At 53.3% G+C, this 22264-nt stretch carries 14 protein-coding genes; 5 read left to right on the top strand and 9 right to left on the bottom strand.

Translation table 11 applies throughout. The features are described from left to right. Positions 1-175: 175 nt before the first annotated feature. Both eno and G6R38_RS10935 read left to right on the top strand, forming a co-directional pair. Complete coding sequence (eno, locus tag G6R38_RS10940) at positions 176-1447, top strand: phosphopyruvate hydratase (RefSeq protein WP_166824518.1); 1272 nt, start codon at positions 176-178, stop codon at positions 1445-1447. A gap of 11 nt (positions 1448-1458) precedes the next feature. Then, a complete protein-coding gene (locus tag G6R38_RS10935) occupies positions 1459-2055 on the top strand; it encodes a hypothetical protein (protein WP_166824516.1) in 597 nt (198 codons plus the stop codon). Positions 2056-2105: 50 nt separating this feature from the next. On the opposite strand, the gene G6R38_RS10930 is transcribed toward G6R38_RS10935, so the two are convergent. From G6R38_RS10930 to G6R38_RS10915, 4 genes are all read right to left on the bottom strand, one after another. After that, positions 2106-3248, bottom strand: coding sequence for a tetratricopeptide repeat protein (locus tag G6R38_RS10930; protein ID WP_166824514.1), 1143 nt, complete (start codon positions 3246-3248; stop codon positions 2106-2108). A gap of 253 nt (positions 3249-3501) precedes the next feature. After that, complete coding sequence (locus G6R38_RS10925) at positions 3502-5022, bottom strand: sugar ABC transporter ATP-binding protein (RefSeq protein WP_166824512.1); 1521 nt, start codon at positions 5020-5022, stop codon at positions 3502-3504. Between the two features lie 24 nt (positions 5023-5046). Next, positions 5047-6288, bottom strand: a complete 1242-nt coding sequence (locus tag G6R38_RS10920) for an ABC transporter permease (protein ID WP_166824510.1) — start codon at positions 6286-6288, stop codon at positions 5047-5049. A gap of 105 nt (positions 6289-6393) precedes the next feature. Beyond that, a complete protein-coding gene (locus G6R38_RS10915) occupies positions 6394-7467 on the bottom strand; it encodes a substrate-binding domain-containing protein (protein ID WP_166824508.1) in 1074 nt (357 codons plus the stop codon). A 193-nt stretch (positions 7468-7660) separates the two neighbouring features. Here G6R38_RS10915 and G6R38_RS10910 point away from each other — a divergent pair, with 193 nt between their 5' ends. After that, the gene (locus tag G6R38_RS10910) at positions 7661-8893 is read left to right on the top strand and encodes a Glu/Leu/Phe/Val family dehydrogenase (RefSeq protein WP_166824506.1); all 1233 of its coding nucleotides are present in this window, start codon (positions 7661-7663) and stop codon (positions 8891-8893) included. 51 nt (positions 8894-8944) lie between these two features. Beyond that, positions 8945-9511 carry a cyclic nucleotide-binding domain-containing protein gene (locus tag G6R38_RS10905; protein ID WP_166824503.1) on the top strand — a complete coding sequence of 189 codons (567 nt, stop codon included), beginning with the start codon at positions 8945-8947 and terminating at the stop codon, positions 9509-9511. 2 nt (positions 9512-9513) lie between these two features. Here G6R38_RS10905 and G6R38_RS10900 read toward each other — a convergent pair whose 3' ends face one another. After that, on the bottom strand, positions 9514-10863 hold the full coding sequence (locus tag G6R38_RS10900; protein ID WP_166824501.1) for a DUF1552 domain-containing protein: 1350 nt from the start codon (positions 10861-10863) through the stop codon (positions 9514-9516). Positions 10864-10868: 5 nt separating this feature from the next. Further along, the gene (locus G6R38_RS10895; protein ID WP_166824499.1) at positions 10869-12998 is read right to left on the bottom strand and encodes a DUF1592 domain-containing protein; all 2130 of its coding nucleotides are present in this window, start codon (positions 12996-12998) and stop codon (positions 10869-10871) included. Between the two features lie 299 nt (positions 12999-13297). Between G6R38_RS10895 and G6R38_RS10890 the strand changes: the two genes are divergently transcribed. Further along, complete coding sequence (locus G6R38_RS10890; RefSeq protein ID WP_166824497.1) at positions 13298-16489, top strand: Calx-beta domain-containing protein; 3192 nt, start codon at positions 13298-13300, stop codon at positions 16487-16489. 200 nt (positions 16490-16689) lie between these two features. Here G6R38_RS10890 and G6R38_RS10885 read toward each other — a convergent pair whose 3' ends face one another. The 3 genes from G6R38_RS10885 to G6R38_RS10875 form a co-directional block, all read right to left on the bottom strand. Further along, entirely contained in the window at positions 16690-17940 is a 1251-nt protein-coding gene (locus G6R38_RS10885; protein ID WP_206028550.1) for a sialidase family protein, read from the bottom strand. Between the two features lie 253 nt (positions 17941-18193). Continuing rightward, positions 18194-20257 carry an FAD-dependent oxidoreductase gene (locus tag G6R38_RS10880; RefSeq protein WP_240928160.1) on the bottom strand — a complete coding sequence of 688 codons (2064 nt, stop codon included), beginning with the start codon at positions 20255-20257 and terminating at the stop codon, positions 18194-18196. 169 nt (positions 20258-20426) lie between these two features. Beyond that, positions 20427-22250 (bottom strand): exo-alpha-sialidase, encoded by a 1824-nt coding sequence (locus tag G6R38_RS10875; protein ID WP_240928159.1) that lies wholly within the window; start codon positions 22248-22250, stop codon positions 20427-20429. Between the last annotated feature and the right edge of the window lie 14 nt (positions 22251-22264).

Raw genomic sequence — 22264 nt, 5'->3', positions numbered from 1 at the left:
TTCTTGGAAGCCGATCAACAAGAAAACATATCGAAATTTTCAGTTCAGCAGGAGAACTCACGGTCCCTTGATGGAAGGTCGGACGCTGAAAGAGTAAAACTACGAGCGCGGGCTCAATAAACGTCCGCACTCGAACCAACCGCACTCAGACACCTTCTGGAAAAGGAACCTATCGATGGGACTGGCTATTACAAACGTTCACGCTCGGGAGATTCTCGATAGTCGTGGCAATCCGACTGTGGAAGTCGAAGTGGAATTAGAAGAGGGCGTCGTCGGTCGGGCGGCAGTCCCGAGCGGTGCCAGCACGGGCGAACACGAAGCCGTCGAACTCCGCGATGGCGACAAAGATCGCTATGTGGGCAAGGGCGTTCAGAAAGCCGTTCAGAACGTCAATGATCAGATCGCCGACGCATTGCTCGAAATGGACGCCAGCCAACAAGCCGCAATCGATCGCAAGATGATCGAACTCGACGGCACGGAAAACAAGAAACGTTTGGGCGCCAACGCCATCTTGGCCTGCTCACTCGCCGTTGCCAAAGCCTCCGCCGAAGCCGCCTTCCTACCGTTGTACCGTTACCTCGGCGGCGTGGGAGCGACCTGTTTGCCGGCTCCGATGATGAACATCATCAACGGTGGAGCCCACGCCAACAACGGCATCGACTGTCAAGAATTCATGATCATGCCGCTCGGCTTCGACAAGTTCAGCGACGGTCTGCGTTGCGGCGTGGAAATCTTTCACAGCTTGAAGAAAGTTCTCGGCGAAAAGGGCATGAGCACCGCCGTCGGTGACGAAGGCGGTTTCGCTCCGGACCTCAAGAACAGTCAAGAAGCCATTGACGTCATCATGACCGCCATCGAAAAAGCCGGCTACAAACCTGGTGAGCAGGTCAAGTTGGCTCTCGACTGTGCGTCGAGTGAGTTCTACGACAAGAAAAGCGGCACGTACAAAATGGAAGGCCAAGAAGTCGATTCCGCTGGAATGGTCGACTTGCTCGCAAGTTGGGTCGACAAATACCCGATTTGCTCCATTGAAGACGGCCTCGACGAAAACGACTGGGATGGTTGGAAAATCCTCACCGATCGTGTTGGCGACAAATGCCAACTTGTTGGTGACGACCTGTTCGTGACCAACTCCAAGCGATTGCAAGACGGCATCGACAAAGGCGTCGCAAACAGCATTTTGGTGAAAGTGAACCAAATCGGTACGCTGACCGAAACCATCGAAGCGGTCCGACTTGGCTACCGCAACGGTTACACCGCCGTGATGAGTCACCGTAGCGGCGAAACCGAAGACACCACGATCGCCGACCTCGCTGTCGCCTTGGCGACCGGTCAAATCAAAACCGGCTCTGGCAGCCGAACCGACCGTATCGCCAAGTACAACCAGTTGCTCCGCATCGAAGAACAACTTGGTGACACCGCAACCTACGGCGGAACCATTTCCTAATTGATCTCAGCATGACCAAAACACTCGACATCTCCCTGGATGAGGATTCCACCGAGACGACTTCTTCGACTCGGGCGTGGGGGGTGTCGATTCTGTTTTGGTTGGCGATTGTTCTCGCAGTGACGCTCTATGGTGCCGTGGCGTTGTCGCCAAAGCTCCTGAAGTGGCGGCAACTCAAGGTCGAGAAGTACAACAACCAGGTGAAGCTTGTCACGCTCGAATGGCAAGTGAAGTACCTCAAGCGGGTGGTGCGAGCATTTGAGCACGACCCCAATTTCGCAGCCGAGCAAGCCCGCATCGATTTCGATGCCAGCCAACCTGGGGAAGAACGGATCCCCGTCGATCCCAGTTTGACACTCGATTCCCGTACCTCGAAACCAATCTTCCCCAAAGCCGACGCAAGACTCCCCTGGTATGCAGATACGTTGGACATGCTTTCAACGCACGACGGTCTGCGCCGAGCGTGTCTAATTTCGGCCGCGCTGATTACCGTCGTTTCGTTCACGTTTCTTCAGGAAAGCCAGGTCCAAGGCTTCAAGAATTTCGTGCGAAGTGTCGTCCAAACCATTGACCGCGCGACGGCCCGATATCGAACGACGCGCAAGTAAAAACGCCACCGAGTCTCGACTTCGATGACGTTTTTCTGATCACTGCACGATTAGAATGGCTGCACGATTGGTAATGCGGCCGTGGTTTGATCCATTGGCATCATGATCGCCCCGGACTGCATGTTAGGGTCTGGTTCCGGTGCCGGTTCATCGGGCGTAGGATTCGGAACCGGCTGCGTCGCCGGCGTTGGTTGCGGATCGACGGGAGTCGGTTGCGGGTTGGCCAAGGTCGGTTGAGGATTCACCGGTGTCGGCTGCATGACCGGACGTTCCGCCACCGAGTACGTCGGTCCCGCGGGGTTGGTCGCGTAGTAAGGTGATGGCCCCGCCGGAGTCGGTCCTGTCGGCACTGGCCCGGCGACTTGATATCCGGTCGAAGGCAGCGTTGCCATCTGTGAGCCGTACGGAGCCATTGGCCACGCGGATGCAGATTGCAGCCCCATCATCGACAAATCATTCGACGCAAACTGCGATCCCGTGCGATAGTTGTAATTCGTCACCATTTGGGGTGGCCCCTGTGACTGTTGTTGCTGACGAGCCGCCAGAACTTGCGGTTTCAACGCCGCCACACGAGACATCACCTGTGGTTGGTTCCAATCCGATTGCAGCGACCGTTGATACAACGCGACTGCCTGTTCCGGTCGTCCCAAATCCTGTTGAATTTGACCGAGCTGGGCCAACGCGACAGGGTTATTCGGCGACACCTGCAATGCCGTCTGCAAGGAAGCTGACGCACCGGCAATGTCCCCCTGTTGACGCTGGAGCCAAGCCGTCTCGATGTGCGGAGCGGCCGAGTAAGGTTGGGTATCTTGCCAAGCATGCAAGAGCTGCGTGGCCTCGGCAGTCCGGCCGGTTTCGGTCATCAACTGGGCTAGGCTGTGGTAGCTTGGCTGATGCGACGGGTCGATCGATAATGCTTGACGATATGTCTGCTCGGCTGTGGCGTAGTCACCACTCCGTTGCAGCGTCGATGCAAGATTGTGCATGAACGAGGGATTGTCCGGATCATCCGCCAATGCCCGTTGAAAATCCAAGCTGGCGGCTTGATAGTTCCCCGCGCGGTAGTGTTCCCGACCGATGCGGTTCGCAATGTGACTATTCACCGTCCGGCAACCGGACAGCAGCGGCATGGCCAAGCACCAGCCGAGCAGCAGCATTACAAACCGAGTCGACAAACTCCTGAAGGCGCGCATGGCGAAAGAATTCCATTTCATGGCGGCGTGGAGTGATTTCAATTGAGGAGACGACGCCTGCTTTCCCTCCGTTTCCGTCCCAACGGTCACCGCGAAAGAGAGAGGGCGGTGTCGGATGTCGGGGCTTCAAACTTGAGGAAAATCCGGCTGTGAGTGAAAGAGGGCGGGAGAATATCCAGAATGACTTCACGCTGCAAGTGCATTTTTCACGCACTTGAGAGAACTTCACGTCGCCAACGAAAAATTCGCAAAATTATCCGCGGACAGTCGCAGCTTCCATGATGGCCTGTTCCGTGACATTCTCTCTCGGGAATTCGCCGGTCAATCGGCCTTCGCACAGCACGAGAATTCGATCACACAGCGTAAGCAACTCCGGCAACTCGCTGGAGGTAACGATGATTCCCAGGCCCTCTCGGCAAAGTCCGTCAATGACACGGTACAACTCGGCTTTCGCGCCGACATCGACGCCTCGCGTCGGATCGTCAAGCAGAAGAACCTTGGGCTGCGTTCGCAACCACCGTGCGATCACGCATTTCTGTTGATTTCCGCCACTCAAGCTCATGATGGGTGCATCGACACCATCCGACTTGACGCTCAACATCTCTGCCGACTCACTGGCGAGCCTACGTTCTTCACGTCCGGAAACCAATCCGCCGCGAACAGCATCCGAGAGGGTGCAAATGGTGATGTTGTCGCGCACGGTCAAATGACTGAATAGGCCAAGACGTTTGCGGTCTTCGGTCACCAATGCCAAACCACGTTGCATGGCATCGGCGGGGTGCCGAAAACTGACGTCTTTGCCATCAACACGAATTCGGCCTTGAGGTCGCACCGGACTCGTGCCAAACAAACACTCCATCAATTCCGTACGACCCGCTCCCATTAACCCTGCGATGCCCAAAACTTCGCCGCGTCGCAGCGTGAAACTGATGTCGTCCAGTCGCCAGGGTTTCGCGTGTCCCGGCCACGGCAATCGCAGGTTCTCGACTTGCAACACCACTTCGCCCGCTTCGCGACCGCCACCGAGTTCCACTTCCTCGATTTCTCGGCCAACCATCTGGTGCGCAATGTCACGCGGATTAGTGTCTTCCCGGTCAAAGGTTCCGACGAGTTTCCCATCACGCAACACGGTGATGCGGTCGGCAGCTCGGAAGACTTCCTCCATTTTGTGGGAGATGTAAAGTATCGTCACGCCACGTTCCTGCAAGCGATCAATGACGGCAAACAGCCTCTCGGTTTCCGTTTCCGTCAATGCACTCGTCGGTTCATCCATGATGAGGATATCCGCATCGAGCGAGAGTGCCTTGGCGATTTCGATGAGTTGTTGATCCCCGACCCGCAATTCACCGACCCGCTGGCGAGGATCAATATCGCATCCGAGTTGGTCGAACAACTTCGCGGCGTCGGCTTCCATAGTGCGATTGTCGAGCCACCCGAGTGCGTTGCAACGTTCGCGTCCGAGATAGATGTTCGCCGCTGTGGTGAGTTCCTCAACGAGATTCAGTTCCTGATGGATGATCCCAATACCGATGGCTTCCGCATCCCGTGTCCCACTGAAATTCGCCGGTTCGCCGCGTACCAGGAATTGCCCGTCAAATTCGGGATGCACGCCGGAGAGGATCTTCATCAACGTACTTTTGCCGGCCCCGTTTTCCCCCATGATCGCATGGAACTCACCAGCCTCGATCGAAAACGAAACGTCATCGAGCGCCGTGACACCACCGAAGTGTTTGGAGACGTGTTGAATTTCGATAATCGGTTGAGATTTGGTCATGGATATTGTTCTCGACGTGGCTGTCTATGTCTCACGTAGAGCACGCCGCTCGGCGACGCCTTTCGCTCCGAGAATGATCAGGGTGCCAACAGCCGCGATGACTGCATTACGGAGTTTGTTTTCCGGGGAAGTGACGGAGGTAATCACGCCGGCGAGCAACGTCAGAATGAAGACATTGAGCAAGCCCAACGAACCCGCGAAAAATTGCCGACTCCGTTGGCCATGATTGCGAAGCTCATTGAACGCGACCGCGAGGACGACCAAAATACCGACGATCAAGCCTTCCAAGATATCCGGGTTCTGAGCAAAGACTTTGGCGACGGCGTCGATGACAACTCGTAAAAACAACGCCCCCAAAATCACACCACCAACGGTACCGAAACCACCGGCTAAGCTGCATCCGCCGACCACCGCTGCCGCGATCGCATTCAATTCGTAACCGACGGCGTCGTTAACGGGTTCGGCCATGCCGATGTAACTGGCGTGTAGAATCCCCGCGATGGCGGCCGTCACACTCCCAATGCAATACGCCAGCCACTTCAGTTTGACCGTGCGAATCCCGCAGAGTTCGGCGGCGGCTTCGTTCCCCCCCATCGCGTAGAGATGCCGTCCAATCACCGTTCGACTGAGCAGCAGCCATAACGCCAGTGCCAAAACCGCAAATACAACCATCGAAATCCACCATTCCGAGCCAAGATGGCGGAACGTGTCATCCGGGATGTAAATTTGCGTGCTGCCGGTATCGCGATTCTCTGCAAACTTCGTCACATCCATAATAAGCAGGCGTGCCAGGCTTCTGAGCCCCACCAGTGATGCCAAAGTCGCCACGAACGGCGGCAGTCCAATTGACGTAATCAACCAAGCGTGGAAACTGCCGATCAACACGGCGACCAATAATGTACCCGCAAATGCTACGAGGAAAATCCAGACGGGAATTTCACTTGTCTGTGGTTGCCCGTCGATTTGTGGCACGAGCAGATAAATGATTGACGTGCAAATCGTCGCACTGAACGCGATCACTGAACCGCTGGAAAGATCAATTCCGCCGGAGATAATAACCGTCGCCGCCCCCAACGCGAAAATCCCCAGCAGTGAGGTTTGCCGGAGAATTTCGTGAGCGTTTTGAGCGGGCTTGTCGCGGTACGACGGTGACGCAAACGTGGTGAAGGCGATCACCACAAGTATGGCGAACAGCAATCCGAATTCATTCCGCCCGCGGTTCCAAACTGATCGCAAAAACCCGGTTTTGGCATCGTGGGAAGACATGATAGGTTTCAACGCAGACGAGTTCGGAGAGGAAAATGTGCAACGGGAGGCATCGTTCTCAGAGTTCCCGATTTCGTGAACGGTGCGTCACAACGCACGCAACCACTACGAGTCCTTTAGGTTATATTTCTTCAACCACGCCTTGAACTCTGGCAGCGTGAGGAATTCGGTTTCCGGACGCAGCATGTCCTTTTTCACGGGCGAGTCTGCGTTGGGCACCACAAGTTTCAAACCAGTGTCGTAGATGTCTCCATCGTCCTCACCGTAGTTTGGGTACATTTCGTCGATGACTTTCTGATCGTCCTGCACCAAGGCTTTGAGCAGTTTCACACCTTGATACCCCATGTTGAATGGATTCTGTACGACCATGACGTCGAGCTTGCCTTCTTCCATGGCTTTCACGCTCGCTTCGGCGGCGTCGAAAGTGACGATGGTCAACTCGTCCAGCAACTCGCGTTGCTCCGCAATTTGAACCGCAGCCGGACCGTTGTAGGCCCAAATGCCGACCAACGTGGTGATGTCGCCATCGCGATCCAATGCGTCCTGCACCATTTTCGCGGCCACGGCGGGTTTGCCGCCATCATTCAGAACGGTCGCCTCATCGAATGCGTCACTCACACCGTTACGGAACCCTTCAATTCGGGCTTTCGCGTTCGCGTTGCCTTTGTTGCCGACGAAAACCGCGTACTTTCCGCCTTCCGGACGAGTCGCTGCCGTCGCTTTGCCGAGTTCCTCACCGGCTACAATGTTATCGGTTCCGAGATATGCAAACCGTACGTCGCGATACTTCTCACGATCGACTTCGCCGTCGATCGTCACGACTTTGATGCCCGAGTCCCGTAGCTTTTTCAGTTCCTCGGCGATCGCGGGATTCGTGTTGTCGTAGACGGAAATCCCAAGTGCGACGATGTCCGTTGCCAACCCGTATTGCCGAAGTTTGTCAACTTGGCCTTTCACGGTGAAGTCGGCTCGCTCGAAGGAGAGTTCGAGGTTGTCGTCGGCCAATGCCAATTCCTTGGCGGCTTCCCGGGCCCCGGCTTCGCAGGCGTTCCAGAAGGGGTGGTCCCCATTGGTGAGAATCACAATTCGCTGTTTCTTCGCTTCCGGGGATTCCCCCGCACAACCGATGAAACCACACGCAAAAACCAAAGTGGCTAAACACAGCCAGCGACTCAACATAGGAAAACCTCACGAGCGCAACGAGAAAACGCAATAGATTCAGAATTGATTTTTCACGATACTCCCGCAGTTGTCGCAAGTCAACGAAGACGATTTCATCCATCGTCTACGGAAGTCCGACTGTCACGTTTGGTTTCAGCCGCCTAGAATTCAGGTGTTGCGACGGAAATTCCCTTCTGGAAAAGAACAGCCAATGAGTTCTTCCTATCAAAGCGTATCCCGTTACTTCGAAGACGCGGTCGACCGAATGGGTTTGTCCGCGAATATGCAAAAACTGCTGCTAACGCCGGAGCGTGAAATCAAGGTTCAAGTGGCAGTCGAACGCGATAACGGAGAAATCGCCACGTTCATCGGCTTTCGGATGCAGCACGACAGCGCTCGCGGACCAATGAAGGGTGGACTCCGGTTTCACCACGAAGTGGACGCCGACGAAGTTTTGGCGCTCGCGACACTGATGACCTGGAAAACCGCCATCGTGAACATTCCGTACGGCGGTGCGAAGGGGGGAATTGCCGTCAACGTTCGGGAACTCAGTCACGGAGAATTGGAACGAGTCACGCGAAAATTCGTCGATGAAATTCACGACATGATCGGCCCACACAAAGATATTCCAGCCCCCGACATGGGCACAAACGCCCAGGTCATGGCTTGGATCATGAACCAGTACCAGAAGTTCCACGGTTTCAACCCTGCGTGCGTTACGGGCAAACCTGTCGAATTACACGGTGCGGAAGGCCGTGAAGAAGCCACCGGACGCGGCGTTGCTCAACTCACGATCGCCACGCTCGAGAAACGTCAGTTAGATCCAGTTGGCACAACGGTCGCGTTACAAGGTTTCGGTAACGTCGGTTCGTATGCGGCACGGTTTCTTGCCGAGCGTGGATTGAAGATCGTCGCTGTCACCGATGCGTTTGGTGGAGTCACAACGTCAAACGGTTTGGATATCGACGCATTGTGCGAACACGTCGCACGCACGGGCAAAGTCGTCGATTTTGCGGATGCGGAGTCGATCACCAACGAAGAACTTCTGGCATCGGAAGTTGATGTGCTCATCCCGGCGGCGTTGGGGAATGTCATCACGGCGGAGAATGTGGACGATGTGCGTGCGAACATCATCATTGAAGCGGCCAACAATCCGACCACACCGGAAGCGGATGAGATTCTAGCGCGACGCGAGATCCTCGTGCTGCCCGATGTCCTCGCGAACGCCGGCGGTGTGACGGTGAGTTACTTCGAGTGGGTCCAAAACTGCCAGCACTTCAAATGGGAACTCTCCCGTGTGCGAAAGGAACTCGATAAGATCATGCTCAGCGCATTCGAAAAAGTTTGGGAAATCGCTGAGGCGAAGCACGTTTCGCTCAGAACAGCGGCCTATTTACTTGGGATTGGACGGGTCGGACGCGCGACGGTTCTAGGCGGCTTGTAAAAATTCCGACGACTGATAACTACACGGTTACTGACGGAAAGATTGAATACCATGTCTTCACAGGGTGAACCTTCAAATCTTGTGCATCTCGCTGACATCTCCGAACAACTCCGCCGGTCTTGCGTGCTGTTTCAGGAAATGAGCAACGCCGAATTGAAGCAAGTTGTCACCTTGCTTCATACAGTGGAATTCCCCAAAGACGAAGTCATTCTTCGCGAAGGCAAATCCGTCCAGCAGTTGTGGATCCTGATTCAAGGCCAATGCGAGGTTGTCAAAGCCGTCGACGAAGACGGGCATCAACAACTCGCAGTCCTGGAGACCGGGGCGGTCTTCGGTGAGATGTCGTTTTTCCGTCCCGGGCCGCACTCGGCTTCTGTCAAATCATTGACTCCCGTGAAACTGTTCTCACTGCCCCGTGAGGAATTCGACGAGTTGATTGAGACAGGTTCATCCGCCGCTTATCGCATCGCGGTCAACTTAAACCGCATCCTCTCCGAGCGGCTGGCCCGCATGGACGATTGGATCTGCAAACGCGTTGAAGGCCAAGAGGAAAAACCAGTCCACAAAGATGAATGGAAAGACTTCCGATCGCGACTCTATTCCGAATGGCACTTCTAAGACTACGCGATCAAAGCCTCGATTGTGCCGGTGCTGTCAGCGAATTCTTGAATCGGTAAACCTAACATCTGGGCCTGAGTCAGCCACAGGTTAGCGAGCGGTGTACCTTCTGGCATATTGATGTGTTGACCGGACTTCAGGCGTTTCCCACCACCGGCGACAATGATGGGCAGATCATTGTACTGATGCGTCGAACCATCCCCTAATCCGGACCCATAAGTCACCAACGTGTTATCAAGAAGCGACGTTCCATCAGCCTGGTCAACCTGATCCATCTTCTCTAATAGATAGACGTATTGTTGCATATGAAACTTATCGACTTCCAATAGATCGTCGATCATCTTGGTTTGATTGTGTGACATCTGATGATGACTTCGTGGCTTGTCGAACAACCCCTCAAACATATACGGCGTGTCCCAACGCTCCGGACCGACCATGAATGTCGCGACATTCGTCAGTCCTGTTTGAAGGGCCACCACCATCAAATCTCCCATCAGTCGAATATATTCCCCGCGTGGCAGGTACGCTTCTGGTGGTTCCTCAATAGAGACCTTCGCCAATTCTGACTTCATCTTTTCGAGACGTGACATCTGCGTCTCGATCGTTCGAATCGAATCAAAATACTCAGTGAACTTTTCACGGTCTGCGTACCCAAGGTCTCGCTTCAAATCGTTGGCATCTTGCAAAACGAGATCGGTGATCGCACGTGTTTGTGCGTCCCCACGACTTGAAAACAACCGTTGATAGACTTTCCGTGGATCACGCAATGACGGTGCGACATGCCCAGTCCCATACCACGAAATGTTATCAAAATAGATTGACTCTTTGTTGTCCTTGTGACTATTGCAACTCAGTTCCAGTGTGCGAAACGGCGTTGTTCTGCCGATATGGTCTGCCACGATATGATCGAGTGTACGATCGAGCGGCCAAGCAGACCCCTGAATTGTATAAGGCTTTGCGCTACTCAAAAAACACGATGCACATTGTGCATGCACATCGGTGCCTTGTTGAAACGTTCGATCCATTCCCGTAATCAGCGTGGCTTTGTGCTTGAACTTTTCCAATGGCTCAAGAGTAGGTGTGAGTTCAGTCAGGGGCTTCGTACGGAAAGTTGGGTCCTGCTCGCCTAACGACTTCATGTGATTCCCCAGGTTGCCCTTGGGAATCACATGATTCGCTTCGCCGGGGAAGAACCCACGTCGGACCACACCAATCGGCACGTAAAACTGCACCATCCGCAGTGGGACCTCCGCTGCAGCTTGAGTTGAAGCAAGGCTCTCCAACCAAGGCAACGCGAGTGCTGCCCCGCCGAGTCCGCGAAGAAGATGTCGTCGGGAGATAGATTTCTTCATGACATTTATTCTGGTTGGAGTTTGCTAGTCGCGAGAATTCTTGGATTCGACTTGTTGCGAAACGGTTCACTAAAAATCACTTGCTTGATGAGTGTTTGAATCTTGTAGTCATCAGCTGCAGTTGCTTGCACGATATGATCGAGCGCCGATTGATCTGCTGCTTCAAGCTCCCGAGCCAACGCGAAGGACAGGAGATGCCCTGCAAAGGCTCGTGTAAATCGATCTTTTTCAACCAGAATCGCGTCTTTGAACTCAACGACATCATGGAATTCGTGTCTGCGGAAGAGCGTCCCGGACGGGTCAATCGCACGCTTGTTGTGGTACTGATCACGCCATTTTCCGATCGGGTTGTAATTTTCCAACGCAAAACCCAGGGGATCAATTTTTTCATGACAGCCTTTGCAGTCACGACGCTGCCGATGCAAAGCCAACCGCTCCCGTAGTGTGAGGTGTTGCTCGTCTGCGGGCGGATTCTCTTCGAGCGGTGGTACATCCGCGGGAGGCGGTTTCGGTGGATTGTTGAAGATGACACTCGCAACCCAAGCACCCCGAGTAATCGGTTGCGTTCGATCGGGGCCAGATGTCATTGTCATGACAGCAGCATTCGTGATGACACCTCCCGAACGACGATCCGTGACTGGCATTCTTCGAAACCGAGCCACTGCAACTTCAGGACCACGATTTTGAACTGGCGTACTAGCGAGTTCCCCATAGACACTATTCAAATACTCGGAACGGTACGTAAAATCGGGATCAATCAACTCCGTGATGGGCCGATTTTCCACCAACACGGTTTCGAACAGCAAGAGCGGTTCTAACATCATATGCATGCTGGCCCGATACTTGGAAAAGTAGAACCGTGGAAACTGTTCACGGTCCGGCACTGATGAAATAATGCGTTCCAATTGCAACCATTGCGAAGGGAAACTATCGCAGAAGCGTTTGAGCTTGCGATCCCTGAGCATCCTTTCGACTTGCTCGTTTAATATCGGTGTGTCGCTAAGCCGTCCCTTACTTGCCAACTCTAGCAACGTTGCATCCGGCAGACTTCCCCACAGAAAAAACGATAGCCTCGATGCGAGTTCAAAGTCGCCCAAAGTTTCCGCCGCATCAGTCTCCGTTGATCGATCATAGAGATAAAGAAACTTCGGCGATGCTAGCGTCGCGGCGGCTAGCGACTTCATCACGTCCGTAAACGGAACGCCGTCATCCAGTTGATGGTTCGCGTAGGCGATGTATCGGTCAAGTTGTTCGCTGTCGATCGGTTGGCGAAACGCTCGCCGAAGAAACGGTTCCAATCGTCGCCGAAGTTCGACATCGTGATCGACACCAGCTGCGGAAGACTCAAAAAATGGTTTCCAAATCCCAACAGTTCGCGGGCCGAAGTCCGGACTTTCCGGGATCGACAGACCGAGTTTCAGGAAAGCGTCCATCAGTAATGGGGACAGTGAAAGGTGGTCACCTTGATTATCGAAACCATGTTCGGCTCGCAGATCTTGCGGGAACGCGGCGATTCCACCGAGTCGAGGTTCAATCATCTGCGACTTGCCAAGTGGTCGACTGCCAACCGTGACCACCTCAGCCATCGTCCCCGTCGCTGGCTGGAAATACCCGCCATGATCTCGCATCATTCGTTCAGGTAGCGAGAAGACATCCCGATCCAGATCGAACAGGTCAACGACCGCATTGTTATATTGAAACCGATTCATCCGCCGGATTGGCGCATGTGGTCTCCGCGACTGTTTACTGAGTGCCGCTTCTCGCATTCGCCGGAGTTCTGCGATCAGTTGCTGTCGGAGTTCTGGCTTGAGCGTCGGTCCGTAATCCGGCGGCATCTCCCCCAAATCCAGCACACGCACCAGACGACCAAGCAAGTCGAGATCCGTCGCGAGTTCGTCGGCCTCCACCGACTGCAAAGCAACATCGCTCTCAGCATCCTCCCCATCCCCATGACACTCGACGCAATGGGTTCGCAACGCCGAAACGACGAACTTCGAAGGCGTCTCCGACTCAGCCGCCCGCGTGGATGATGCCAGCAGTAGTGGTAGGACAACGATCAACCATCCGAAAACGGATCGAAGGGAACACTCGATCGAGAGTTCGCAATTGCGTTCGCGTTCTGCATCATTTGCCATTCGTCAGTTACCTCGTCGCAGAGCACATCTAAGGAAGCAACCATTGTACAGGAAATCCCCAGTCATCAACAGAAACGTCCGTTCCCGACAATCGTGGGAATTCGAAGACGAGTCGATTCCGAAAAACAACCCGGTCGTCGAGGGACTTTAACAAATTCCAACGTTCTGTTGGATTTTTTCAACTTTTGCCAGCGCGATACTTCTCCGTGTCCTACGTTCTGAACATACCCATACATTTGTTGGAAATGTCGACCTCACTTGTTGAACCCTCCAAGAACATCAATAGCAGACGAACATCCATGACTCACGATACCCCACTTCGCAAGTTCTTGAATCGTATTCTCCAGCGTCCTGCAACCACTCGCGCAAATCGGCGACTCCGACGTTCCGTTAATACGGTCGAATGCTTGGAGAACCGGGTGCTGCTTTCGGCTCTTTCCGTTGGCGATGTCGAACAGAGCGAAGATTCCGGCACGATCTCGTTTGAAGTCGTCCTGGATGAACCGATCACCGAGGACGTCACATTCGACTACACGACAGTCGCTGACACTGCGACAGCAGGAACAGACTTCGTCAGCGCATCGGGTTCTGGAACAATTGTCGCAGGTCAAACACAGACTGTCATCGCAATTGACATCGTCGCCGATACAGCCGTTGAATTGGACGAGCAGTTCTTCGTCGAACTTTCCAACATCGACGCCAATGGAACACCTATAGAGATTTCAGGCGGTGGAGGTGGCGTCTCGATCAAGTCCCTCGGTTCCTACGACACCGATGGTTCCGGTTATGACGTCAAAGTGATCGGCGATATTGCGTATGTCGCAGACGGTGACCAAGGACTCAAGACACTCGATATTAGTGACCTGGAAAACATCACATTGCTAGGCGCGATCGACACACCTGGCTATGCCTATCATATTGATGTGGTAGACAACGTTGCCTACATCACTGACAACTATTCAGGGCTGCAGATCTTCGACGTCAGCGACCCAGCAAACCCAAGCCAACTTAGCACCTACAATACAAGTGGACGTGCCTTCGGCATCAAAGTTATTAACAATCTCGCATACGTGACAGATTATGCAGATGGCCTGAAGATTCTCGACGTCAGCGACCCATCGGCCCCAACTTTGTTAGGAACCTACGACACTCCTGGTTCCGCCGTTGGTATTCAGATCATCGACGATATCGCTTACCTGACCGACTACCGAGAAGGACTGCAAATCCTTGACGTGAGTGATCCAGCGAATATCACGTCGCTTGGCAGCTTCAAGACGGTCAACAGCGCAACCGAAGTTCAAGTCATCGATGACGTTGCTTACGTCAGTGTTTATCTCGATGGTTTGCAAATCCTTGATGTCAGTGATCCAACAAACATCACTTCATTAGGAACCCGCGACACTCCTGGTTTTGCGTTGGATCTTGTTGTTATTGACGACCTGGCTTACATTGCCGACTATACTTCGGGCTTGCAAGTTCTCAATGTGAGTGACCCGGCAAATATTACTGTCGAAGGATCACACAATACCAATGGTAAGACTCGGAGTATTCAGATCATTGGCAGTACAGCCTACTTCGCGGATGATAGCGAAGGGATCCATATTCTGTCTGTCGGCCCAAGTGGTATCCAGACAACGGGGACGATTGCAAATGATGACCACGCTCCGGTAAACACCGTGCCGGGCACGCAAACAATCAACGAAGATACGCCGCTCGCGTTCTCGTTGAACACCAATAATGGAATTTCGATTGCGGACGCCGATGCTGCTTCTACGGACCTCCAGGTGACTATCGAAGCGACCAATGGTACGGTTACAGTTGGAGAAACAACAGCGACCTCTGTGACCCTGACAGACACACTTCAAAACCTGAATGCAGCATTGGCTCAGCTCGTCTTCACCCCTAACGAAGACTTTTATGGTAGTGCGTCTTTGACGATTACCACCGATGATCTGACTCGCACGTCCATTGAAGGTGCTTTGACAGATGTCGATAGTATCGCAATCGAAGTCACTGCTGTAAATGATTCACCCATCAACCAAATTCCTGGACCGCAATCAACGAAGTACGAAACGGCACTAGTTTTCTCGACCGCTAACAACAACACGATCTCGGTGTCGGACCCCGAGGCGGTTGCTGATAGCACGGACGTGCAAGTTACTGTTCAAGTCGAGAATGGAACGCTATCACTGCCCACAACTGGAGGGCTGGACTTCTTGGTCGGTGACGGCACAGACGACACGACATTCACAATCACCGGCCAAATCAACGATATCAACACGGCTTTAAACGGGCTTACCTACACCCCGGAAGCAGAGTTCTACGGGGACGGCTCGCTAACGATCACGACGGATGATCAACACGCTAACGGTGGACCAGCACTCACCAGTACGGACACGGTGCGAATCACAGTGAAGCCTCCGGTGCTAGAACAACCCTTAGGTAAGATTGTTGACACGCCGGTTGCGGAAACCAATATCAATGGAGAATTCAAGAAGGTTGTGTCTGGCAACTTTGATGGCCAAGCCCAACTTGCGGACGCTCTGGATGACCTGTTCTTCTGGGACCCTGAAACCGGTCGCAATCGAATTGTGTTCGGCGACGGAACCATGCAAGACACGCCGATCGACCCCAAATATATCAACGGTCAAGACTTCTTGGACGTCATTGCAGCCGACCTCGATAGCGGAGACGGAGATGATCTTCTTTTCTGGAATCCGATCAGTGGACGAAATCGGATCGCCCACTTGAGTGGAGACAACGGGAGCAATTATGTGATTGCCAGTGTTGAAACGAATGTAATCGACCCTCAGCAGATTGATCAGCAAGGTGACCAATTCGATCAAGTGGTGGCGGGTGACTTCAACAACGCAGGACCAGAGGACTTGTTCTTCTGGAACACGTACACAGGCAGCAACTTGCTCGTCCATCTCGAGTCTGTAACGCCAGGCACTGACACAAATGTGACGACGATCGAATCAGACATTGTGACGCCAACAATGATCAACGGAGACGACTTCACTGAAGTGCAAGTCGGTCAGTTCCAAGAGGGAGGAGTTGTCGAGTTGTTGTTCGTCAATCTCAGCACCGGAAAGAACCGCCTCATCGAACTATCCGCTGTCACGCCAGGCCAAAACACCGACTTTGCGGCGATGACGGATAGCCTGATCACTGCAGGTTCAATCAACGGCGATGTCTATTCGAAGTGGACAGCCGGTGACTTCAACAACGACGGATTGACCGATGTATTTGTCTGGAATCCGGCGACCGGAGCGAATCGTTTACTACTGACTTCGGAAGAGTCACCAGTTTCAACTGAAATCGTCGACAACACGATTGATCCTACGGAAATCAACCAAAACGGATTCCAGATCGTGACCCCACAGACGATCGACGTTGGTGAGGGAATCTTCGCTGATAGCCTCTTCTTCTGGAATCCCGTCACTGGTCAAAACCGAGTCGGTTTTGGTAGTCGACACAGTGAAGTCTAGTTGAAGTGACGCGGGATTGTTCTTTCAACTTAGAAACTAGTCTATCACTCCGCTAGAGAACTATAGTTGCCCGTTGAGATGTGCCATACGACTCAACGGGCAACTTCATTTCCTGAATCCTCTGCGATATGGTTCCATCCGAGCCTTCAGATGGATCAATCAAGCTAAATGCAGGCGAACATGTCAATAGAGGCAGACCATCACTTCGCTTGCTGAACGAGTTGATTCGGTTTGGCCCAACGGATTCTCGCCATCAATAGGTCACCTTTTGCTCCACGACGAGGCAGCCATTCTCCGACGGTGACGCACGATTCCTGCGGACTCATATTCGTTACATGGAAGTTCCCCATCAGAGCCACGTCGTCGGGGTTTTGAACGCCGTCTCCAATCAAGGGTAGGACAACTTGTTCCGAATCACGGATCAAGCACAGTTTTTCGGGATCGACTTCGGCGATCCACAACGGACTTCGCCATCGGATCACCTTCGCATTACTCGCCGCTTTCCGTGTGTAGACCAAAAACAATCCGTCCGAGTGCGTCAGCCAATGTTGCTGTGTAGTCGACATTTCGATTGGCTCACCGTCATCCCATGCCCACGCGGTCTTCCGCTGATAGTTGAGCCCATCGTCGCTGACAGCCACATATCCATGCCCATCTTCCGCTCGGATCGTTAAGTAAAACTTGTCTTTGAACTGTGCGACAGATGGTTCCAGCAAACCCCGTCCAACTGGGTTTTCCAGTGCTGGACCTACCTCGAGAATTTTGAGTTCCTCGCCGTCGAACGAGCAACGGACTCCCGCGACCATCCGGTTTTTCGCGGTCGGACCAAACGTGAAGGCCATCACAATCTCACCGTTCGGCAGGACAATTCGTTGGCCACAATTGTTGGTATAGATGTTCCCGCCACGCGGATCATCCCACTTCAACCTCTTCCGTTCTGACCAAGTCCCATCCGGTCGCCGGACCGCATAGACAGGGTACCGGGCGAGTTGATCGCCTCGTGCGAAACGTGGGCCACGATAGAACACGACGTGCCCCAAAGCTAACACAGTTCCTGTTTGGGGATGATATTGCGGAACGACATCACAAACTCCGGCTTTCAAACCCGGATGACCCGCCACGGGTTCGCGAGCGAGAGCTGGGATCGGTTTGGGGTCACTCCAGGTCCGCCCCTGATCGCTGGACTCGCTCCATTGCACCGGGCCAAAATAGTCCGAACCGCCGATTTCCTGAAGCGTCATCAAGACGTTCGATCCACCGTCGGAATTCGGCACGATACAACCGCGAGGATGAAACCAAGTGATCCTTTTGCCATCCCGATTGCGACGAAGCGTAACCTTCTCAATAGATTGAACAAGCGATTCCTCACCCGCCGCCGCATTCCTATACTTTGGTGGGCTAGCCGGTTGATCATCGGCAACGCCTAGCCCAGACGCGAAGAATAGACTCATAAATAGACACGAGCGGACTGAAAAAAGTGTACGCAGACTAAACATGGAAATCCAATCACAAGGTGTATCAAGAGTGAAATTCAATATCAGCAGGAAGTGGGAGTTTGCAAGATGCCAAAGTGCAAGACGTATCGCTGACTGATCACAATTCAACGATAACTTCAGAGGAAGTTGAACTGCTAAAACTGCACCTCCCAAAGCAAGTATGGCAGGCGAGCGATTCATAAACGCTTCATGAGGCCATAGGACGAATCTACTTCCCTTCTTTTTCCGTTGACTCAACAGCTACCAACTGCAGAGCATCGAGGATGACAAACCCCTTAGTGCCCGCATTCGTAACTTGAATGATCGTATCTTCGTCTGCCGAAAGTTTAACTGTGCCGATCGGACGAAAGTGTTTCCCTGATGGTAGCGGCTTGCGTTGATCAACTTTCAACGTCACCTGTGTATCACCGGATTTGACGATGACGGGGACCGCTCTTGCCCGAGTTTCGTGAGCGGAGTACGCCATCAGAATTTGATACTGTCCGGATGATGGCAGGCGAAACTGAAAGGTCGCCGAAGTTTGACCGTTCCCGGTTTCCGTAGAGTCTTTCTCCCCGCTATAGATATAGCCATCTTCGATATAGGGTTGGAAATTCGTTGAACGCGACCAACTTCCCTTGAGCTTTGCCTGCGAGTCATCGAGTACAAGGCCGGAAAGTGTTTCAACTGCGATCGAACTCTTTTCGACAGGCAACTCCACAACCTCAGGCAGTTCCAACACCTGCCCTTGTGCGAGAAGTCGTTTTCGGAGCTGTGCGTACTCCAGTTCCTGGACCGACACTTCTCGATCGGCTGCTAACGCCGCTGCAACACCGGCTCCCTGACCAATCACCATCCATGCCCCTTCGATCCGAAGGGACGAAATGCCGACGTGCGTACAGGACAACGCAATGGGCACTAGTAGGTTCTCACACTGATCCGGCTTCGGCAGGATCGATCGATACGGAACATGGTATGCATAACCTTGTTTCGGGTTCTTCCGTCGGACGGGATAGATGGTGCCCTCGTTGATAACACCACCACTTTCAAGGGCGATTCGTTGACAGTCGTGCGAGTCGATCGGAAACGACGAAATCGCAATCGGATCATCTTTCTCGGTTGTTTCTAAAATGTCCCTTTGACTAATGACATACAGTCCCTTCATGCGTCGCGACTCACGGACATAGAGCGCCGGTGAGAAATGGTCATAGCCGGCGAACTCATCTTTGCACAAACCGAGCCGTGAATAGCGATCCCGCATTGACTTTGGGACGGCTTCATCTGTCGTCAGGAAATGATAGAACTCAAGCGTGTATTGTTTGTGGGCTTCCCAAATCTTTTTGCGACCGACCTCGTCCGCAGCATGCCAGTCTTTGCCACCACCAACCAAACCGATCGAAAACTGTCCGCCAATGGAGTTATTGCCATCGAGCTTGTTTCCAGGAAGCGGGTAGAGATCAAAGCCGACGCGTTTCACGCCTGCCCGCAACGCACGACGGACGATTTCAAACCGAGTGGGATCATAGTGTGTCGGCTTGGGCATCGGTACACGATTGCCTGGGTCTTCTGTGAGACAGAGGCGAAAACTGTAAGTCATCACATTGTCATCGCCAGCCGCATCGTCGCCCATTTCTTTCGCAGTGACCAACGGTAATAGTTGCCCTTGCTCATCGAATCCATCGATCGGCATCTTCGACTTGGGGTATTGTTTGCCGGCGAGTGACTCCCCGTATTCGTCCCGCCCTTCACGGCCGATCGTCCAATCGACTCCGGCGGCCGCCATCAGGTCGCCTTCGTAAGTGCCGTCGACAAACACCTTCGCGGCGAACTGGCCATTCGATGTGATCAACGTTTTGATCCAGGCTCCGTCTTTAATGACTGACTTGAGATAGCGTTCTTTCCGTACCGTGACTCCGGCTTCGTCGAGCATCTGCATCGTCACACGCATTGCGACATGGGGCTCGAACGTCCACCGGGACTGATCTTTCTTCGCCGGATCATATGGGGCTTTGAGACCACGATCCGTGTAGTCCTTCACAATCCGAGTATGCCATTCATGAAACAGCCCCATTAATGTACTGCGGACCATTTGGTTGGAGTCACAGTGACTTAACCCTCCGGTGCTCATCGCACCGATATGATCCGTCGGTTCAAGCAGGATAACCGATGCCCCTTCCCGTGCGGCTGCGATTGCTGCACAGAATCCGCCAGGGGTGGAACCGTAGACGATGACATCGGCCGTCTCAACGTTCTTTGAACCTGCTTCCTGTCGCGACGCCGATTGTTGAGCCATTAGCATTGAGCCAGGCATCAACATAGCGGCGGCAAGAACAAGAGCGAGACATCTCGCCCGACGTCTAACAGTCGTTTGATGTTGAGTTTGATAGTCTAGTGTCACGAGCGATTTCCTAGGGTAGGACTAATAATTGATCGATTGATTGACGTATTGCGGGAAAATCGTTCTATCGCCCAGTTGGCAACTTAAGCTGTTCAATTGGGATGATCGCCAATTCAGCACTGTTGAGGTTTCCGCTGCGACCGCCGTTGTTTGAATAGCCAACGTAGAGGTGGCCGTCATGCTCAACAGCATACGGATACGAAAGACTGAGATGATCGGCTGACTCTCCCGGCTGCCCCTCAAGTCGCGATCTGCGAATCACGAACACTTTTTGAAACAGTGAGTTTCCCGGAGCAGTCACTGTGATTGTTAGCGGAGTCCGTTGACCACCGTTGTCTTTGGCGGTCGTGCAGACTAAATAGTGTTGACCATTGCTCAGCGTTCCAGCTGCTGGCTTCGACGTAGCCATTGGCAAATTACTAACGCGAGAGTCCGTCCAAGTTCGGCCGTAATCTTCGCTGATAGCCACCAATGCCTTTGCTTCCTCTCCATACCGTGCGATGTTGACCACGCGTTTTCCGTCGAGGTAGAGAGCCGACTCTCCCCACATACGAGCGATGTGTCTGCTCGCGGGGATCTCAACATAGTCCCATTGGGTAAGGTCGTCGCCGTGACTAATCGCGACAGCAGCCAGAAACACACGGTCATTGGAATACCGTCCTCCCGAAAAGCCCGGCATAATCCAGTTTCCATTTGGCATCCTGACCGGCTGATTCATTGGCCAAAAACCGTTGCGGATCACAACGCCATGCTTGGTCCATTCGCCGGAATCCTCACCGAGCGTGTATGCCCGCGTGTGAATCTGTTCCATCTTATTCGTATACGCTCCGTGGAACGCCCATAGTTTGCCACGATGGGAAAGAAACACACCATGACTGACCGCGAGATTCGGTTCGTCACCGGCATCAATCACTCGTAGTTCACTCCAAGAGCGACCGTTATCGTCACTGACTCGGTATTGAGCTTCTTCAGTCACCGTGTTCTCAGCACCTCTGTTGTGGCCGATAGATGCATAGAGCTTTCCTTGATGCCAGCAAAGTCCGACACCATGGAGGAATCGGTAACCGTCCTTATTCAAATTCCATTCCTTGATGACTTGGAACTCGACGCTTTTCAGATCGGCAATCTCATTGGCTTTTGGCAAGGGGCGTGTAACATCCCAAAGCGGGAACGGCTTCGCGAACTCCGGAAGTATGTGGGTTACCTTCACAGGGTGATAGAGCGTTGCGATCTCACTTGGTGTCAGCTGATGATCGAACAGCAACGCATGATCAATCGCGCCCAGAAAAGTTTGCCGAATGTGACCGTTGTCATCCACACCCCCGAACGTTAGTGGAGCATTCGTTTGTGGAATTGGCCGCTTGAGTGCAATCGAGCCAGCATGTTTTCCGTTCAACCACAGTTGCGCACGGTCGCGACCAATCGTCACGACCACTTGATGCCAATGCCCTGGCTTGAGGGTTTCGCTAGCGTGCGTCGTCTTCCAGCCATCCTGACGGACATAGAGCCGCAACTTTTGATCGCGGTCGATCATTACGCTCCATTCGCGTTCGTTGAGCGAGTAGCGGTTTTTTGTGGCGATCATTTGTTGCCCACGTTCCAGGTGGTAGGGATTGAACCAAACAACCAATGAGAACGGCTTTTGAGAATGCAGAAGCGGCAACGGATCTTTGACAGCTAGCAACAAACGGCCGCTAAGAACGAGGGATTGGCCATGCACACCAGCCGCTTCGACCGCCGCACCACCGATCGACTGAAGTTCCTCGGAATTCGTCGAGTCCATTGGAAACATTCGACTCGGCCTAAGATGTTTTTGCTTCGGCTCCGCCGTGAACGCGGTCGACGTCTGCAACACGAGTGTCAATAGAACGACAATCAGAATCTTCATGAAAGCTCTTTCCA

The sequence above is a fragment of the Thalassoroseus pseudoceratinae genome, from assembly GCF_011634775.1.
Taxonomy (GTDB): domain Bacteria; phylum Planctomycetota; class Planctomycetia; order Planctomycetales; family Planctomycetaceae; genus Thalassoroseus; species Thalassoroseus pseudoceratinae.
Note: the sequence above shows the minus strand (reverse complement) of the source record. Positions and strands in the feature narration are given on the sequence as shown.

Excerpts from the sequence above, each read along its gene's own strand:
- G6R38_RS10915 (WP_166824508.1), bottom strand. The coding sequence starts at position 7,467 with ATGTTGAGTCGCTGGCTGTGTTTAGCCACTTTGGTTTTTGCGTGTGGT.
- G6R38_RS10910 (WP_166824506.1), top strand. The coding sequence starts at position 7,661 with ATGAGTTCTTCCTATCAAAGCGTATCCCGTTACTTCGAAGACGCGGTC.
- G6R38_RS10875 (WP_240928159.1), bottom strand. The coding sequence starts at position 22,250 with ATGAAGATTCTGATTGTCGTTCTATTGACACTCGTGTTGCAGACGTCG.
- G6R38_RS10880 (WP_240928160.1), bottom strand. The coding sequence starts at position 20,257 with ATGGCTCAACAATCGGCGTCGCGACAGGAAGCAGGTTCAAAGAACGTT.
- G6R38_RS10905 (WP_166824503.1), top strand. The coding sequence starts at position 8,945 with ATGTCTTCACAGGGTGAACCTTCAAATCTTGTGCATCTCGCTGACATC.
- G6R38_RS10895 (WP_166824499.1), bottom strand. The coding sequence starts at position 12,998 with ATGGCAAATGATGCAGAACGCGAACGCAATTGCGAACTCTCGATCGAG.
- G6R38_RS10935 (WP_166824516.1), top strand. The coding sequence starts at position 1,459 with ATGACCAAAACACTCGACATCTCCCTGGATGAGGATTCCACCGAGACG.
- G6R38_RS10885 (WP_206028550.1), bottom strand. The coding sequence starts at position 17,940 with ATGAGTCTATTCTTCGCGTCTGGGCTAGGCGTTGCCGATGATCAACCG.
- G6R38_RS10890 (WP_166824497.1), top strand. The coding sequence starts at position 13,298 with ATGACTCACGATACCCCACTTCGCAAGTTCTTGAATCGTATTCTCCAG.
- G6R38_RS10900 (WP_166824501.1), bottom strand. The coding sequence starts at position 10,863 with ATGAAGAAATCTATCTCCCGACGACATCTTCTTCGCGGACTCGGCGGG.
- eno (WP_166824518.1), top strand. The coding sequence starts at position 176 with ATGGGACTGGCTATTACAAACGTTCACGCTCGGGAGATTCTCGATAGT.
- G6R38_RS10925 (WP_166824512.1), bottom strand. The coding sequence starts at position 5,022 with ATGACCAAATCTCAACCGATTATCGAAATTCAACACGTCTCCAAACAC.
- G6R38_RS10920 (WP_166824510.1), bottom strand. The coding sequence starts at position 6,288 with ATGTCTTCCCACGATGCCAAAACCGGGTTTTTGCGATCAGTTTGGAAC.
- G6R38_RS10930 (WP_166824514.1), bottom strand. The coding sequence starts at position 3,248 with ATGCGCGCCTTCAGGAGTTTGTCGACTCGGTTTGTAATGCTGCTGCTC.